This window comes from Listeria costaricensis (assembly GCF_900183385.1).
GTDB lineage: Bacteria > Bacillota > Bacilli > Lactobacillales > Listeriaceae > Listeria > Listeria costaricensis.
The window spans coordinates 20,439-37,422 of the sequence record NZ_FXUT01000023.1; the positions used below are offsets into that span (position 1 = coordinate 20,439).

Consider the following 16,984-nt stretch of genomic DNA (forward strand, 5'->3'; position numbering starts at 1 on the left):
ATTTTACAGTTCGTTATACGCAACGGCGATTTGGGCACCGATGAGCGCGTTGTGTTTTACAAGTGCAATATTTGCTTCCAAGCTTTTTCCTTCTGTCAGGTCTTTTACTTTAGCAAGCAAGAATGGTGTTACGTCTTTTCCTTGGATATGATTTTCTTCTGCTTCTTTTAGAGCTTGCTCGATGACAGCGGTAATATCTGCTGCCGGCATAGCGTGGCTTTCTGGAATTGGGTTGGCGATGACTGCACCACCGTCAATTTTCAGATCCCATTTTGCTTTTAGGCTGGCTGCAACTACTTGCGGATCATCCACACGCGTGCTTAGGGCAAAATCACTTTCACGTGTATAGAAAGCTGGTAGAACGTCGGTTGCGTAACCCATTACTGGCACACCTTTTGTTTCCAAATATTCCATTGTTAGGCCGAGGTCAAGAATCGATTTTGCTCCTGCGCAGATGACGGCTACATTGGTTTTCGCTAGCTCTTCCAAGTCAGCTGAAATGTCCATTGTTGTTTCCGCACCGCGGTGTACGCCACCAATTCCGCCGGTAACAAAGATTGAAATCTCGGCAAGCTCTGCACAGATCATTGTTGCAGCAACTGTTGTCGCGCCTAGTTTTTTCGTTGCGACCAAGTATCCGATATCGCGGCGGGAAACTTTTGCCACGTCGCTTGCTTTCCCGAACAATTCTAGTTCTTCGTCGGAAAGACCGATTTTGATTTGGCCGTCCATAATAGCGATTGTTGCTGGTACAGCGCCGTTTTCACGAATGATTTCTTCTACTTCGCGTGCTGTTTGGACGTTCTGCGGATAAGGCATACCGTGAGAGATGATGGTCGACTCGAGTGCCACGACGGGTTTTCCTGCTAATTTTGCTGCTTTTACTTCTTCTGAAAATGAGAGATATTGTTTCATTTGATTAATTCCTCCAAATCTTTTTGTAATTGAGATGTTGATAAATTTTGTCTAACGGTATATTCAGATTCCAGGGTGCGTGCGGCATTGACACTGCCCGCCTGCAAGACTTCACGCAAGCTCCGGCCTTCCAACCAAGCATAAATGACAGCTGAACAGAATGCATCACCGGCTCCGGTTACATCCTGAATATCCGCCACGACGATTGCCGGTTCATGAATGATCCCTTCCGCCCTACTGCCTGCCATCGCACCGAGTTTGCCATTTGTGACGATGACATTCTGAACGCCGGCATCCAGCCAGTTTTGAACGGCCTTACGCCAATCCGCTTCTGTTTCGATCGTCATACCGAATTTGGTTTCCGATTCGTCACGGTTGCAGATAATCCAGCTGACCTTCTCAAGTGCTTCGGGAAGCCGCACCATTTTCGGCGAGGAAACCGGCACGAGAACAAGTGGTATCTGGCTGACTTCGGCAAAATGCGTCAAATATTCAAGCGTTTCTTTCGGACAATTCAGGTCTGCCACGATCGCACTGGAACGACTGAGTAGCGCTTCCTGCTTGGAAAGGACATCTGGCGTCAGATGCTCGTAAGCTTCCATATCGGCCAGCGCCACCAGCAAATTCCCATCCTGCTCCAGCACCGCCGTATAGCTGCCCGTCGAAATGCTCGGAAAAGCCGTCACATAGTCCAGATTCATATAGGTGTTGCTGGCTTTTTCGATTGCATCCCAATCGGCATCCGTCCCGCAGGCTGTCAGTAAAATGACTTCTTTGCCGAGTCGCCCAAGATTTTCGGCTACGTTTCGGGCAACCCCACCGGCGCTCTGTGTCGATCTGACCGGATTGCTCGTCCCCAGCTGTGCCTGCTCTTTCATGTAAAACTTCCGATCGACATTTGCTCCGCCGATACAAATGATCTGTCTCGCTTCATTTAAAATGTAAGCTTTGCCAAGAATTCGGCCTTTTTTGATCAGACCGGAAATCAGATTGGCCACAGTCGGGCGGGAAAGATCCAAAATATCCGCTAATTCCTGCTGTGAAATATAAGGATTCTTACGGATTGAGTTGTAAATGATCTCTTCCTTCTCATTCATTCGGCTCTGCTCATTTTCCATCAAGCTGCACCTCCTGTCAAACTTTTGTTTATTTTTTAAACACAAGTTTATTATAACGCTTCCACTTTAAAATAACAACTCTTTCCACACGAAAAATCCGTCCTTTTCTAAAGCTAAAAAAGGACGGATTTTGGTAAAGATCCACTTGCCAGATAGGTGGGCTTTCTTAGTATTTCAAAAGTTCTGCACTGCTGGTCGTATTGACAATATAAGCGCCGCTCGACAATTGCTGCATCAGTTGTTTCATTTGTGTTTCTGGAATGGCCACGCAGCCGGCTGTCGGTTGACCGTTTGAACAGTGCAAGAAGAAGCCGGAGCCCTTGCCCGGTGTCCGTTCGACCGTGTTGTAATTGATGACTATGGCATATTTATACTGAGTGGGATAGTCGATCAAATGTTCATCTTGACTGCTGGAAGTGTTTCGTTCCTGCCATGAGTTATACTGGCTGTCGCTCGTATTGCTGATCCAGTAGCTGCGGTTCGTGATTTGCCGGTAGTTGAGTTTCGTGCCGGGATTGCTGGTCCCAAATGCAAAACCCAACGAGTAAGCTCCGCGTGGCGTCCTCGAGTGGTACTCATCTGCTGCCCCAACGCCTTCACTTCCTACAAAGCCTGAGACGCTAAACTTGCGGTACCAGGTGTCACCCGACTTTTGCCAATAAGCAACGGTTGCTTTACTGCCACTGGCAACGGTCGTGACGATTTGAGTGGTTTTCTTTGCAAGCGGCATATGGGAAACATAATCATCGATCACATTCGTAAACGCCCGCGCATCCACCCAGCCTATATCACGGTCGCCCTGCTTCACATAGTACCAAGTGGCGCGTGCTGTCGTCGCTTCCTGAACAAGTCGCAATGTTTTCCCCTGATAGTTTTTCATGCTGCCTTGATAAGTGGAGTTGGCGGTGGTCATATAGATTTCATTCCAAATCCCGTCATTTCGGCTCGTTTGATTGACCACGCCCTGCTTATAGATCAGGTGCTGATTGGCAATCTGATCATAGTTCTGCTGGACGTTCTTGAAGGCGCACGCATCCACCCAGCCAAGCGCTGTACTGCCTTTTTTCACATAATACCAAGTGGCTCGGGCAGTTTTGGCCTCGCGAGTGATACTGAGTGTCTGTCCCTGATAGCTTTTCATACTGCCTAAGTAGCGAGCGTTGATGGAGGTCATGTAAATTTCATTCCAAATCCCGTCATTTCGAGTTGCCTGTTCCACGGTGCCTTTCAGTGCGACATTTTTCTCATCTGTAATCGTGTCGAAAAAAAGAACATTGGTGAAAGCTCGGGCGTCCACCCAGCCGAGTGCCTTGCTGCCGTCTTTCACATAGTACCATTTCGCCTTGACGGTCGTGGCTTCCTGCGTTAGTTGCAGTGTCTTGCCTTGATAATTTTTCATGCTGCCCTGATAGCTGGCGCTGGCCGATGTGGCATAGATTTCATTCCAAATGCCATCATTTCGTGTTTGTTGTTCGACTTTGCCACTCGCATGGATGGCCTTTTGGTTGCTGATGGTATCATAGCTTGCTGCATGTGTTTCCCATGTGCCTTGAGTTAGAATCAATAGAAGTAAAGCGGTAAATAATCCCCATTTTGCTTTTCCTCGCATATTTGACTCCCCTTTCATATTCGTTTTTTATTTTACTAAAGTTCAAACTATTATTCAAAAAGTGTTATCTTTCACGTTCTCTTAAAATATTTTTTGAAATTTTTTCAACCTTGCTCAAAGCCGATGCTCATGCGGGATAAAGCGATAACAAAAACTTATCAAATCTTGAAATATAAGTAGAACACGTGATTTTACTTTGTTTTTTGTGTAGAATAGTAAATGGTTGGTTTTATTTTTGTATAAAATAAAACCTTTTGGAAAAGAGAAAGGGGAATCATTTTTGAGTAAAATCGAAGTTAAGGATTTAACAAAGATTTTCGGCAAAAAGACTTCGAAAGCTTCACAGTTGCTTTCACAAGGAAAATCAAAAACCGCTATTTTAAAAGAGACAGGCGCGACGATTGGTGTTAATCGGGCATCATTTTCTGTCGAGGAAGGCGAAATTTTTGTCATTATGGGCCTATCTGGTAGCGGTAAATCAACGCTTGTTCGCTTGCTGAATCGTTTAATCGAGCCTACCAGTGGAGAAATTTGGCTGGACGGCGAAGATCTTTCTAAAATGGATAAAAAAACTTTGCGCACGGTAAGAAGAAGAAGTATGAGTATGGTTTTTCAAAGCTTTGGTCTTTTTCCGAATCGAACTATTTTGCGTAACGTGGAATACGGTCTTGAAGTACAGAAAATTCCGAAAAATGAGCGTGCCCAAAAAGCGGCAGATGCACTGGAGCTTGTCGGACTGGCTGGTTACGGCGAGCAGTATCCCGCACAGCTTTCTGGCGGCATGCAGCAGCGTGTAGGGCTTGCTCGTGCGCTGGCCAATAATCCGGACATTCTTTTGATGGACGAGGCCTTTTCAGCACTTGATCCGCTCAACCGAAAGGATATGCAGGATCAGCTGATTGACTTGCAGGATAAGATGCAGAAAACGATCATCTTTATTACCCATGATCTGGACGAGGCGCTACGAATTGGCGATCACATTATGATCATGCGTGATGGTTCTGTAGTTCAAATCGGCACACCGGAGGAAATTCTCTCCCACCCGGCCAATCAGTATGTCGAAAAATTCATTGAAGATGTCGATCGCTCAAAAGTCTATACGGCGAGCAACGTGATGATCCGTCCGGAAATCGTTCATTTTGAAAAAGATGGCCCTCGTGTGGCTTTGCAGCGGATGCGCGAGGCTGGTACGAGTAGTATTTTTGTGGTCAAGAAAGGCCGGGAGCTGATGGGCATTATCCATGCCACCGATGTCTCCCGTCTGATCAAAGAACAGGTGACATCGCTTGAGTCGATTATTGATGCGAATGTGCCGACGACGGAACTGGATACGCCACTGACCGAGATTATGGATCAAATGTCGACAACAACTATTCCGATGGCTGTGACAGAAAATGGAAAACTGCGGGGCATCATTATTCGCGGTTCCGTTCTGGCGGCACTTTCGGGAAATGAGGTGAACCTGAATGACTAATGTACCCATGATTCCACTAGCTGACTGGATTGACAAATTAGTCGACAGTCTGACACAATTTGAAGGCTTCTTCAATGTGATTACCAACATCATTGGCGGCATTGTCAATGCGTTTCAATGGGTGTTCGATTTGATCCCGCCAGCACTTTTCATTTTGCTGGTCATCGCCTTCACTTTTTGGATCAACCGGAAAGGAAAAAAATGGGGGCTCATCCTCTTTGAACTGATTGGGCTCCTCTTGATTTGGAATTTGGATCTGTGGCGCGACATGACGCAGACCTTGACACTGGTTTTGACGAGTAGCTTGATTGCGCTTGTTATTGGGGTACCGCTCGGCATTTGGATGTCGAAAAGCAATCTTGTCGAGGCGATTTTCAAACCGGTGCTCGACTTTATGCAGACGATGCCGGCGTTCGTTTATCTGATTCCGGCGGTTGCCTTTTTCGGCATCGGGATGGTACCGGGCGTTGTGGCCTCTGTCATCTTCGCCATGCCTCCAACAGTCCGGATGACAAATCTGGGTATCCGGCAGGTATCGACAGAATTAGTGGAAGCGGCGGACTCGTTTGGTTCGACTGGCTGGCAGAAGCTCTTCAAGGTACAGCTGCCCATGGCGAAATCAACCATGATGGCCGGGATCAACCAGAGTATCATGCTGGCGCTTTCGATGGTCGTCATTGCTTCGATGATTGGGGCGATGGGGCTTGGAACTCAGGTTTACTTTGCTGTAGGCCGAAACGATGCCGGGGGCGGTTTCGTGGCAGGTATCGCGATCGTCATTGTGGCCATCATTTTGGACCGGCTCACACAAAGTTTCAATAAAAAAAGAATGGGCGAAAAATAAGGGGGTTTTTCATTTGCGTAAAAAAATCACGGTTCTGCTTGCCGCGCTGCTTGGCGTTTTCACCTTGACGGCTTGCGGAACGGAACTTGCTAGCTACGATCCTGAAAAACCTCTTGGCGAACAGATCAATTATACGATTACGGGGATTGACGCGGGGGCGGGCATCATGCTTTCCACGCAGAACGCTCTAGAGGCATATGGCTTGGCGGACGAAAACTGGCAACTACAGACGAGTTCCACGGCGGCGATGACGAGCACACTTGAAAAAGCAATCAAAAACAAGCAGCCCATCGTTGTGACTGGCTGGACGCCGCACTGGATGTTTACCAAATACGATCTAAAATTCTTGGACGATCCGAAAAATGTTTACGGAGATGCCGAGGATATTCATACGATTGTTCGTAAAGGCTTGAAAAAAGACATGCCTTCTGCCTACGAGATGCTCGATCGTTTCAACTGGACGCAGGAAGATATGTCGGAGGTGATGCTTGATGTCAATAACGGCATGGATCCTGAAAAGGCCGCCAAAAAATGGATCAAGGCGAATCCAGATAAAGTGGCCGAGTGGACAGACGGCATTGAAAAGGTGGACGGCGACCCGATCAAGCTGACATATGTGGCGTGGGATTCTGAGATTGCCTCGACAAATGTGGTCAGTGAAGTGCTGAAAAGTCTTGGCTATGAGCCGACCATTCAGGCGATGGAAATCCAGCCGATGTGGGCATCAGTCGCAACGGGCGCCGCTGACGGAATGGTCGCCGCATGGCTGCCAAATACAGCCGGCGTTTACTATGAGGATTATAAGGACGACATTGAAGATCTCGGTATCAACTTGAAAGGTGCCCGTGTCGGTCTGGCGGTCCCTACCTATATGGAAAATATCAATTCGATTGAGGATTTGAAATAGCTATTTCACAGTTGAGAAGTATACTTGTATTTCTTCTATTACGAGCATTTAGAATGCAAAAATATTGAAGGTATCAATGAACTGAAAAACATGTAATAACAACATTTTTTAATGGATTTTACATGTTTCTCGGTTCTTTTCAAATTCCAATTACTATTCCAGAATTAAAACTAGACTTTATCATTTTAGAACAAGTTTCTCATTCAACCTAAAGCGTACACACATACACACCGTAGTTGGATCAACATCGTATGTAGAAGCTATGATATTGAGATCCACCATTAAACAAGTGAGATACATTTTTTTATCAGTATTAGGAATTCTTTTCTTAAGCAGCTCCTCACGCCTCTTTTGCTCTTGACAAATATCTTTTCTTTGTGTGATTGATAAATCATTAAATTCTTGCATGATTTGTTGCCAGTCTTGTATGCTATGGGATAGAGCTTTTAAAGTTGATATACTATTAATTAACTGATTTTTTTTGATTGGGGTATATTTCATTTTTGACATCATAAAGTCTCCCAAAATTTTTTTACGCTTTTGAAAGCCAGTTTTTTCTGATTACCCAATTGAGATAAACAAGATCTTATTAAATCACACTCGGACTCATCATAATAATAAAAGGTACAGTAATCCAAATTCGCCTTATCAATCATGTCAAATAGATGACGATCATTATGCGGAGATAAACCAAACACCGTAAGGTTACCTTTCATTCCTCGAAATTCTTTTTCGCAATAGTCTTCTTGAAAAAAAAGATTAGGATCCTTGATTTTTAGTTTGATCGCCTGATATAAATTTCTTAGTATTTGATTATCTTGATTAACATAACTATCAATCTGACTCTTCATGGAAACACTAGTTTTATACCCATCTACCATTTTTTCTATAAACTCGTTAGTTTTTCTAGCTTGCCTAATTTTATACTCTTTATAATCTCCACAATATGTTGATAGTGCGGTTGAATGCAAATATTGATATTCTGGTTCATTTTTTATCCCCTCTAATGGATTATCATTTAAATGATTTCTAAATGAGTCAGGGTTATATACTTCACTGAGCTTATCAAATTGACCATGAATATGATAAATATTCATGCCAGTTACTGATTCTAAATTACTATCATAATTTGTAGTAAAAATATTATCAAAAGAGCGCAGAAATCTACCGAGTCCATCATCATATTTTTTATACAACATATTTAATTTATTATTGTTATAAATTGAATGAAGATATGCATTTTTTAAAGCTTCTTTTATTCTAAATTTTTCTGGATTCTTTATATGTACTTTATGACACAGCAAATCGTGAATCAAGTAATAATCCTCAAAACCAATATCTGCTATTCTCAAGTTCTTTTTCTTTCTGCTATATCGATCCTTAAAATCCTCTAATCCTTTTTTTTCAATACTACTTATTGTATATTTATCAAAAGACCCATCTAAAGCTTCTCTGGCTGCAAGAAAAAGTTCACCCATATAGTATTTAAGTTTCATTGGATCATCAATTATATAATCACAAGGATAGTTTTCATCATCCAAGCTATTGAGCATTCTTAATATAATCTTTTCAGCTGTATAGTCTATATTATTATATTGAATATTGATCCCATTACCGACTAAGATGTTTTCCATAAAAATCCCTCTCCAAATTCCTATTTAAATATGTGATAAGTATACTATTATACATCTCCCTTTTACAGAAATTTATATCTTCATTATCAACAATAAAAATACGGTACATTCTGCATTTAATAGATTAGCAGGCCATGCACCGTATAATATATATGTTTTTTAAATTTAAAAATCACTTAACAAAAAACGAAGTTTTTCTTTTAATTACTATATTCTTTTAATAAGCCGTCCAGCCTGCATCTGCTGTGATGACGGTTCCATTTACAAAGCTGCTGTCGTCCGAACCGAGGAACAGCGCTACTTTGGCAATTTCAGAAGCTTCGCCGGCGCGCGGATTGATATTGATTCCGGCCATGGCTCTCTCTTGGCCAAATGCATCTGGATTGTAGATGGTTGTTCCGATATTGGTATTGACGGCTCCTGGCGCAATCGCATTACAGCGGATGTTTTTAGCGGCATACTGGAAGCCGACATTTTTGGTTAGACCGACAACGGCATGTTTGGACGCTGTATAAGCGGCTCCTGCCCGGCTGCCGAATAGTCCTCCCGCTGAGGCAATGTTGACAATGACGCCCGCCCCTTCTTTTTCAAAGATGTGCAAGGCTTCGCGGGTCGTTTTCATGACGCCGGTTGCATTGACAGCAAAAACTTTATCCCACAGTTCATCTGTCACTTCACCTGCTGGAACAAAATTATCCATGATTCCGGCATTATTGACTAAAATATCCACACGATCAAAGGCTTCTAGTGCCGCCTCAAACATTTTCTTGATTTCCTCTTCATGTGTCACATTACAGGACACCGCCAAAGCTTCGCCGCCTGCTTTTTTTATTTCATCCACCGTTTTTTCAGCAGACTCAAGTTTAATGTCTCCCACCACGACTTTTGCCCCCTCTTCGGCATAAAGTTTCGCGATTTCAAGCCCCATTCCCGACGCGGCACCTGTTACGATTGCTACTTTTCCAGTTAATTTTCCCATTATGATTTCCTCCTTATTGATTGCATTTTGCTCGAGTTTTACCTCTTACTTCCAGTATAATTCGATATGTAAGCGCAATCAATCAGTAAATCGGTCGCTATGTGTGGTTTAAGCAACACTTTCGCGGGAATTGTAGAAAAAAGATAAAAAAAGGGGGCTTGATTATGGAAAGGAAAAAGGACCGCCGCATTCGCAAAACAAAGGCTGCTTTTCACACTGCCCTGCTCGACTTGCTGGATCAGAAAAGCTGGAAAGAAGTCACGGTCACGGATCTCGTCCAAACGGCAGATGTCAATCGGACAACTTTTTATAAACACTACTTTTCAAAAGAGGATTTGCTGGAAGAAATGATTACCGAGGTAACTGCTGCACTTGAAAAGGCCTATCTCTATCCCTATATCGCTGTGCCCCATTTCTCTGTACAGCATTTAAAAACGGAGGACATCAAGATTTTTGATCATATTTATACCTATCGTCATTTTTATCAGCACGTGGTTTCCGGAAAAATTGCGCCAGATCTGGAGGAACGGCTCTGCGAATTTATTGAACAGCTGATGTTGGCCGATTTCACTAAGTGGCCGCCAAAGGAAAAAACGATCGACCCGGAGATGATTGCCAGTTATCAAGCACATGCCATCTATGGATTGATCGTTTTCTGGGCCAAAAATCAGTTTAGTACGCCGCAGGAAAAAATGACTGCCCAGTTTCGGGCGATTTTGCAGCACTCGCTCACGACATCCCCTTGAGTGCGGCCAATTCTTCTGCAGTGAGTGGCCGATATGCGCCGAGTGGCAAATTCGCGTCCAATTGAAGGCTGCCCATCTGAAGCCGCTTTAAATAGGTCACTTTCATGCCGACCGCTTCAAACATGCGCTTCACCTGATGAAATTTGCCTTCCTGAATGATAATCTCCACTTCATTTTCTGCTTCCGTCTGCTTCAAAACCGCCAGTCGAGCCGGCATCGCCTGATAGCCATCCAGAAGCGTCAGTCCGTCTGCAAACTGCTGAATCGTCTCAAGTGTCACCTGGCCGCCCGCAACACGCGCCAGATAGCGCTTGTCGACATGGTGTTTAGGCGAAAGCAGTTGATGAGCCAGCTCTCCGTCATTCGTGAGCAAAAGCAGCCCTTCTGTATCCTTGTCGAGCCGGCCAACCGGGAAGGGGGAAAGCAGTCGATCGTCTGGAGCCAGGAGGTCGAGCACCGTTCTCGTGTGGGCATCCTCCGTCGCACTGATGACACCGGCTGGCTTATGGAGCATCCAGTAATAGTATGCCTGATAGTGCACTTCCTTTCCGTCTACTGCCACGCTTTCGGTCTCCGGATCGACTTGTTGCTTACCGTCTTTGATTCGTTTATCGTCTATCGTGACCGTTTGCTTTTTAAGAAGCGCCTTGATCTCCTTGCGCGAACCGTATCCACAATGTGCTAATAGTTTGTCAAGCCGCATTCAGGCACCGCCTCTCTTCATTTTTTCTGATAGCGCTCATTTAATTTTTCCACGTGGGATTCAAAAATATCGCCAATATCCATCTCATAATGCGTGGCGATCGCCATAATATTTCCGAGTACGTCACCCAGTTCCTCCATGAGCGCCTGCCGCTGCACGTTTTTTTCCTGTCCATCCTCATCCGCACGGTCACGCCCGATTTCAAGCGTCCGGATTGCTCGCGCCACTTCTCCGGTTTCCTCTGTTAAAAAACCGATTCGCTTAAAAATATCAAAATTAGACCACTGTCTGCTTTCATAATAACCTTCGACCCATTCCTGAAAAGTTTTCGCTTCCATTTTTTCTCACCTCAGCTATCATTTTAACAGGTTCAACGCGCCAAAAAAAGAAACTTCTTACTTAAAATGAAGAAGTTTCAACGTGATTGTATGGATTTTTGAAGGCGTTCCAAACGAGAGGCAGCTGCCGTTTCAAATTGTTGTGCCTCTTCTGTTTGTGTTAATCGGTAGTTCTCGAGCTCTTGTTCAATTTGAACGAGAACGTCGAAGGAATTTTTTTGCGGCACCTCTTGAAGCAGTTCTTCAATGGAAGAGAATACTTCCTTAAGCTGCCGGAGATCTTCAGGTTTAGGTGCTTTACGCTCCATATGAATTCCCTCCAATAACTAATACGATTATACTCATATTGTACTCTTTTTTTTGCGAAAACGTAACTACAATTCAAAAAAATTCACAGACTTGTCAAAGTTTTCGACGATTTTGATTGGATTTCCTCTAAAAAGGTATATCTTAAGTACTTTATGAATACTTTTCCTACAAATATGCTATACTAATGGCAGCTTAAATAAAAGGAGATGACTGGTGCTTACAAGGCTGGCTTGACTAAATGGATTTCAGGGAGGTTATAGGATGACAAGCGAAGAGTTAAACCAACGACTGCTCAAAAATTTTCCTCATTTGGAAGAAAGCTATCAGATTGAGATCAACTGGCAGGATGGAGATGCAACTGGATCACAAATTGTATACAGTGATATTTTCACGCCATTTGTCACAAAAAGCATTCTAAGTATGAACGATCAAGCTGTCAAAACGATTTTTTCATTTGTGGAAGAAATTTTACAGCTGAATGATGTTTACTGTACTGAGGTGATTACAGTCAGCGTGCTGGAAAATATTCAGGACCTGCTTCAGGAAGAGTCGTGGGCAAAGGATTATATGGGAAACCGTACTCGCGAGCTGATGATGATGCTGGATTAATTAAGAAATTTACAATAAAAAGAACTAGGAATTACTCCCGTCAATCTGTAGAGTGGCTAATTCCTAGTTTTTTTATACTTCTTTTAAACTATTCACGCTTATTTTTCATCAAAAAAAGATTAATTTACAATCAACTAAAAAGCAGGCAAGAAAACGATGAAAAGTTTCCTTGCCTGCTTTTATTTATGTTGCCCTATTCAAGAACAAATTGATTATGGTAAAGCTCTGCATAGAAGCCTTTTTGGCGAAGCAGACCTTCATGCGAACCTTCCTCAATAATTTCCCCTTGGTGGAGAACGACAATATGATCTGCATCTAGAATCGTCTTCAATCTGTGCGCGATTACAAAGCTGGTCCGGCCGGAAATGACATTGTCCATGGCTTTTTGGATTTTGCTTTCCGTCACGGTGTCCACGTTACTGGTCGCTTCATCCAAAATGAGTAGACTCGGATTGGTCAAGATCGTTCTGGCAATACTCATCAGCTGCTTCTGACCAACACTGAATATGCTGTTCTCATCGCTGACTTCTGTATCGTAGCCTTTTTCCAGCTGCATGATAAAGTCGTGAATGTTGGCCTGTTTAGCCGCCGAAATAATTTCATCTTCGGTTGCTTCCGTTTTCCCAAACGCAATATTTTCGCGAATCGTACCGGAGAAAAGAACGGAATCCTGCAACACGATGCCGACTTGCTGCCGCAGCGAATGCATGTCGATGTCGCGAATGTCCACGCCATCAAAACGAATCGCCCCTTCATCCACATTGTAGAAACGGTTGAGCAGATTCATGATCGTCGTTTTACCTGAACCAGTTGGCCCGACGACTGCCACCATCTTGCCTTTTTCAAGCGTAATGTTGACATCTTTTAGAATCGGTTTTTCCGGTTCATAGCCAAAGTAGACGTGCTCTAGTTCAATTTTTTCATTCACGCCGTCGATCGTTTGGACATTTTCACGTTCTGGTTCATTTTCTTCAGCAAATACTTCACTCACACGACGCGCACCAGTAATCGCCAGTTGCAACATGTTGTACTGGGAAGAAATCTGGGTTAGCGGCATGTAGAACTGCTGCGAATACTGAACGAACATCACGATAAGACCTAGTGCCACGTCGCGTTCCAAGTCCCCGTTCAGCGCTAAATATCCACCGAAGAAGATGACGATTGCCGTATTGACAAGTGAAATCCCCTGCATAACTGGAAACAGCAACCCGGAGTAAACTTGTCCTTTATAGGTCGCGTTTTTAACTTTTTCATTGTGTTTTAGGAAGCCGTCGATGGTTTCTTCTTCCAGTCCGTTTGTGATGACCACTTTTTGACCGGAAATTTTTTCATCGATATAGGCGTTCAGTTCGCCAATGCTGTCCTGCTGCAAATCCACATAGCGACGTGCTTTGCGGATGATCACGGCAGCAACAAATACGGCGATTGGTGATGCGAGCAGGGTCACAAATGCTAATTCGACATTCTGGTTGAACATCATAATCATAACACCGATCATCAGCGCCAAGTTGGACAGCACTTGAACAACCGCCTGATTCAGGGTGTTGGAGATATTATCCATATCACTTGTGAAACGGCTGAGCATTTCGCCATCACTGCGTTGATCGAAGAAGCGGATCGACAGTTGCTCCATTTTGCGGAATAGGCCGATTCTCATTCGGTTTGTCGCCTTCCCGGAAACCCCCGTCATGATGATCGACTGGATGAAGGTGGCAACGGAAAGCAGTAGATAGAAGATTAGGAGAAGCCATAAGATGTGATAGAAATCACTCTTGTCATCTACCCCTGTCGTAAAGAGACGGACCACGTAGTTCGCCAGCTCCTGAACGGCATCCCCGATAAATTCCGGTGCCTTTACCTGCAAATAGGTTCCAGCTACGATTGCCACTAGGATTACACTAAGTTGAAGCTTGTAGGCGCGGAGGTAATGCCAGAAAAAGCGAACGATTTGTTTGAATTCTTTCATTACACTTCCACATCCTTTCCTTTTTGTGTTTCATAGATTTCACGGTAAACCTCACTCGACTGAACGAGTTCTTTGTGACTACCAACGCCAACCAGCTTGCCGGCATCGAGCACGAGGATTTTATCCGCATGAATCACAGAAGAAATTTTTTGCGCAATGATGAAAGTTGTCGTGTTTTCAAGCTCTTTGTTGAGCGCTTCTTTGACAAGCTTTTCAGAACGGGCATCGAGCGCGCTGGTACTGTCATCGAGGATTAGAATTTTCGGATCGCCGATAACGCCACGCGAGATGGACAGACGCTGCTTTTGACCGCCGGAGAAGTTGGTTCCCCGTTCTGCCACAGCCGCTTCGTAAATTTTGTCCTGCTTCTCGATAAATTCTTTGGCCTGCGCGATCGCCGTTGCTTTGTCCATATCTGCTTCACTGGCATCTTTTTTCCCGTGACGCAGATTATCTGAAATCGTCCCTGAGAAAAGGATCGCCCGTTGCAGGACAAGTGCTACACTTTCACGCAAAGTCTTTTTATTCAATTCTTTTAAGTTTTTGCCGCCGATCAGAATTTCCCCGTCTGTCGGATCATAAAGTCGCGGAATCAGCTGCGCCAGTGTAGATTTCCCGGCACCAGTCGCCCCAACGATTCCGACCATTTCACCCGGACGCGCTTCAAAGGAAATGTGCGACAAAGCATCTTGATCATCATTTTCATAGCGGAAGCTGACATCGCGGAATTCTACGCTGCCTGCCAAATCTTCCTCTTTTGCATCTTGATCATACGTAATATCTGGATCAGTATTCAAAACTTCCCCGATACGACCTAGTGAAATGAAGGCCCGCGACGCAAACATCATCATCATGCCGCCAATAATAATCGCCATCATGATCTGCATCAGATAACTCATAAACGAAGCAATCGCCCCGATTAAGTCTGGGTTGTCTTTCACCATATCGCCGACAAAATAAATCGACACGACCACTGCAAGATTGGAAACTAGCATGAAAGCAGGGATCATCACGGAAAACAGTGTTCCGACAATGATCGTGTGGTGCGTCAATTTGTCACTTGTTTTTGTAAAACGTCCAATTTCATTATCTTCCTGAACGAAAGACTTGACGACACGCATGCCGGCAAGATTTTCCTTCGCAATCGCATTCACGCGGTCCAAGAAGTGCTGGATTTTGGCAAAATGTCGTCCCATTGCGCCAAATGTAATCATCACGATGAGTACAACCAGTACCACTAGAACAATGATGACCCACCATAATTCTGGGAGTGTTACCATTGCGAGCACAAAACTGCCGATAAACATGACTGGAATTCTTGTCAAAGACTGCAAACTCATCATCACCAAGTTTTGAACCTGGGTAATATCATTGGTTTGCCGAACAACTAGATTCCCCGTTGAGAAACGTTCGATGTTGCTAAAGGAGAATGTCTGCACCTTGCGGAAAGTACTCTCGCGGATGTCAGCCCCCACACCTTGGGCAACTTTTGCTGAAATGACCGTATTCAGAATCCCAGCAATCAATCCGATCACCGCTACAACGAGCAAAATGATTCCGATTGAATAGATTTGGTCCATATCATCTTTCATGATCGCATCAAGCACTTGTTGCAAGAGCTTGGGCTGCCACAGTTGTGAGATCACCATGATCGTCACGAAAATGATCGATAATACAGTCTCTAAACGGTATTTTTTCAGATGTTGAAATAAAACTTTCATTGTAACCCTCCCCGATTGAAAAAAATAGAGACGAACATTTATTCTACTTTATCTAGAGGAAGAATTCAAGGATAAACTGAAAAAATTCACAAAAATACGGCTAGAGTCCTAGAATTTAATGTTTTCAATGCTTTTCCCGGACTCCTTTTATGTGAAATTGGGCAAAAGCCGATCTAAAAAGCCATTATATATGGAAGTTTTTTGCATATAACGCATACAAAAATACTAAATGACAAAACTGTAAGCTATACGAATGGAAATGTCACCTCAAAACAGGGACACTCTCAAGGAATTTCGATAAGATAGGTGCATGAAAGAAAAGGAGGCTGCTACCATGATCAAAAATGTAGTAGAAGTAGAACATGTTCAAAAAATTTACGGAAAGAAGAACGAAAGTCAATCCGTAGCATTGAAAGATATTTCTTTCACGATGAAAGAAGGCGAATTTATCGGCATCATGGGGCCATCCGGTTCAGGAAAAACAACCTTGCTTAATGTTCTTTCAACGCTCGATCGTCCGACTGGCGGAACTGTAAGAATCGCCGGTACAGATCTTACTCAAATGAAAAATAATGAACTGGCTGATTTTCGGGCTGAAACACTGGGCTTTATTTTCCAAGACTTTAATCTGCTCGAAAATCTGACTCTTTATGAAAACATCGCACTGCCGCTCTCCCTGCAAAATGTGAAACCGGTGAAAATCAGAGAACGAGTCGAGGTCGTTTCCAAGCAGCTGGGCATTCATGATATTCTAACCAAATATCCGGCTGAGGTCTCTGGCGGTCAGAAACAGCGAACGGCTGCTGCCCGCGCCCTCGTCCATGAGCCGGCGATCATTCTGGGCGATGAACCGACCGGGGCACTGGATTCCAAAAATGCCACAAGTCTGCTTGAAACCATGACCGAGTTGAACGCCAAGCAAAATGTTTCCATTTTAATGGTGACACATGATCCGCAAAGTGCCAGCTACTGTGAACGAATCTTGTTCATTCAGGACGGCGAACTTTACAAAGAGTTGAAACGCGATGAGGCAGACCGCGAACATTTTTACAAACAAATTCTGGATGTGCTGGCAACTTTCGGCACGCAGAAAGCCTAAGAGGTGACGTGTG

General features: G+C 44.1%; 17 protein-coding genes. 6 read left to right on the forward strand and 11 right to left on the reverse strand.

The window, feature by feature from the left end; all coding sequences use genetic code 11:
- Positions 1-3: 3 nt before the first annotated feature.
- The 3 genes from CS921_RS13365 to CS921_RS13375 all read right to left on the reverse strand — a co-directional run bounded on the left by CS921_RS13365 (position 4) and on the right by CS921_RS13375 (position 3,642).
- A complete protein-coding gene (locus CS921_RS13365) occupies positions 4-915 on the reverse strand; it encodes a pseudouridine-5'-phosphate glycosidase (protein WP_099224711.1) in 912 nt (303 codons plus the stop codon).
- Complete coding sequence (locus CS921_RS13370; RefSeq protein ID WP_099224713.1) at positions 912-2,033, reverse strand: carbohydrate kinase; 1,122 nt, start codon at positions 2,031-2,033, stop codon at positions 912-914. The genes CS921_RS13365 and CS921_RS13370 overlap by 4 nt, the downstream gene beginning before the upstream one ends.
- A 166-nt stretch (positions 2,034-2,199) precedes the next feature.
- Complete coding sequence (locus CS921_RS13375) at positions 2,200-3,642, reverse strand: GW domain-containing glycosaminoglycan-binding protein (RefSeq protein ID WP_162921775.1); 1,443 nt, start codon at positions 3,640-3,642, stop codon at positions 2,200-2,202.
- Positions 3,643-3,922: 280 nt separating this feature from the next.
- Between CS921_RS13375 and CS921_RS13380 the strand changes: the two genes are divergently transcribed.
- Genes CS921_RS13380 through CS921_RS13390 form a run of 3 tightly spaced genes read left to right on the forward strand, consistent with a single transcriptional unit; the run spans position 3,923 to position 6,867 of the window.
- Positions 3,923-5,116, forward strand: coding sequence for a quaternary amine ABC transporter ATP-binding protein (locus tag CS921_RS13380; RefSeq protein ID WP_099224717.1), 1,194 nt, complete (start codon positions 3,923-3,925; stop codon positions 5,114-5,116).
- Complete coding sequence (locus tag CS921_RS13385) at positions 5,109-5,960, forward strand: ABC transporter permease (protein WP_099224815.1); 852 nt, start codon at positions 5,109-5,111, stop codon at positions 5,958-5,960. Before CS921_RS13380 ends, CS921_RS13385 begins: the two co-directional genes overlap by 8 nt.
- Before the next feature lie 13 nt (positions 5,961-5,973).
- A complete protein-coding gene (locus CS921_RS13390) occupies positions 5,974-6,867 on the forward strand; it encodes a glycine betaine ABC transporter substrate-binding protein (RefSeq protein WP_240422368.1) in 894 nt (297 codons plus the stop codon).
- Between the two features lie 180 nt (positions 6,868-7,047).
- On the opposite strand, the gene CS921_RS13395 is transcribed toward CS921_RS13390, so the two are convergent.
- From CS921_RS13395 to CS921_RS13405, 3 genes are all read right to left on the reverse strand, one after another.
- Complete coding sequence (locus CS921_RS13395; protein WP_099224721.1) at positions 7,048-7,377, reverse strand: hypothetical protein; 330 nt, start codon at positions 7,375-7,377, stop codon at positions 7,048-7,050.
- Positions 7,377-8,501, reverse strand: coding sequence for a hypothetical protein (locus tag CS921_RS13400; RefSeq protein WP_099224723.1), 1,125 nt, complete (start codon positions 8,499-8,501; stop codon positions 7,377-7,379). The genes CS921_RS13395 and CS921_RS13400 overlap by 1 nt, the downstream gene beginning before the upstream one ends.
- 217 nt (positions 8,502-8,718) lie before the next feature.
- Positions 8,719-9,480, reverse strand: coding sequence for an SDR family oxidoreductase (locus CS921_RS13405; RefSeq protein ID WP_099224725.1), 762 nt, complete (start codon positions 9,478-9,480; stop codon positions 8,719-8,721).
- Positions 9,481-9,644: 164 nt separating this feature from the next.
- On the opposite strand from CS921_RS13405, the gene CS921_RS13410 reads away from it, so the two are divergent.
- Positions 9,645-10,226: a TetR/AcrR family transcriptional regulator gene (locus tag CS921_RS13410; protein WP_099224727.1), complete on the forward strand. Its 582-nt coding sequence runs from the start codon at positions 9,645-9,647 to the stop codon at positions 10,224-10,226.
- Here the strand turns inward: CS921_RS13410 and CS921_RS13415 are convergent.
- From CS921_RS13415 to CS921_RS13425, 3 genes are all read right to left on the reverse strand, one after another.
- A complete protein-coding gene (locus CS921_RS13415; protein ID WP_099224729.1) occupies positions 10,210-10,929 on the reverse strand; it encodes a pseudouridine synthase in 720 nt (239 codons plus the stop codon). The two genes, CS921_RS13410 and CS921_RS13415, sit on opposite strands and share 17 nt — an antisense overlap.
- A gap of 17 nt (positions 10,930-10,946) precedes the next feature.
- Positions 10,947-11,267 (reverse strand): MazG nucleotide pyrophosphohydrolase domain-containing protein, encoded by a 321-nt coding sequence (locus tag CS921_RS13420; RefSeq protein ID WP_099224731.1) that lies wholly within the window; start codon positions 11,265-11,267, stop codon positions 10,947-10,949.
- A 77-nt stretch (positions 11,268-11,344) separates the two neighbouring features.
- Entirely contained in the window at positions 11,345-11,575 is a 231-nt protein-coding gene (locus CS921_RS13425; RefSeq protein ID WP_099224733.1) for a hypothetical protein, read from the reverse strand.
- A gap of 262 nt (positions 11,576-11,837) precedes the next feature.
- On the opposite strand from CS921_RS13425, the gene CS921_RS13430 reads away from it, so the two are divergent.
- Entirely contained in the window at positions 11,838-12,185 is a 348-nt protein-coding gene (locus tag CS921_RS13430) for a DUF7674 family protein (protein ID WP_099224735.1), read from the forward strand.
- A gap of 193 nt (positions 12,186-12,378) precedes the next feature.
- Here CS921_RS13430 and CS921_RS13435 read toward each other — a convergent pair whose 3' ends face one another.
- Together CS921_RS13435 and CS921_RS13440 are read right to left on the reverse strand one after the other, a co-directional pair.
- A complete protein-coding gene (locus tag CS921_RS13435) occupies positions 12,379-14,151 on the reverse strand; it encodes an ABC transporter ATP-binding protein (RefSeq protein WP_099224737.1) in 1,773 nt (590 codons plus the stop codon).
- Positions 14,151-15,872 carry an ABC transporter ATP-binding protein gene (locus tag CS921_RS13440; protein ID WP_099224739.1) on the reverse strand — a complete coding sequence of 574 codons (1,722 nt, stop codon included), beginning with the start codon at positions 15,870-15,872 and terminating at the stop codon, positions 14,151-14,153. Before CS921_RS13440 ends, CS921_RS13435 begins: the two co-directional genes overlap by 1 nt.
- 334 nt (positions 15,873-16,206) lie before the next feature.
- Here CS921_RS13440 and CS921_RS13445 point away from each other — a divergent pair, with 334 nt between their 5' ends.
- A complete protein-coding gene (locus CS921_RS13445) occupies positions 16,207-16,971 on the forward strand; it encodes an ABC transporter ATP-binding protein (RefSeq protein ID WP_099224741.1) in 765 nt (254 codons plus the stop codon).
- Positions 16,972-16,984 lie beyond the last annotated feature (13 nt).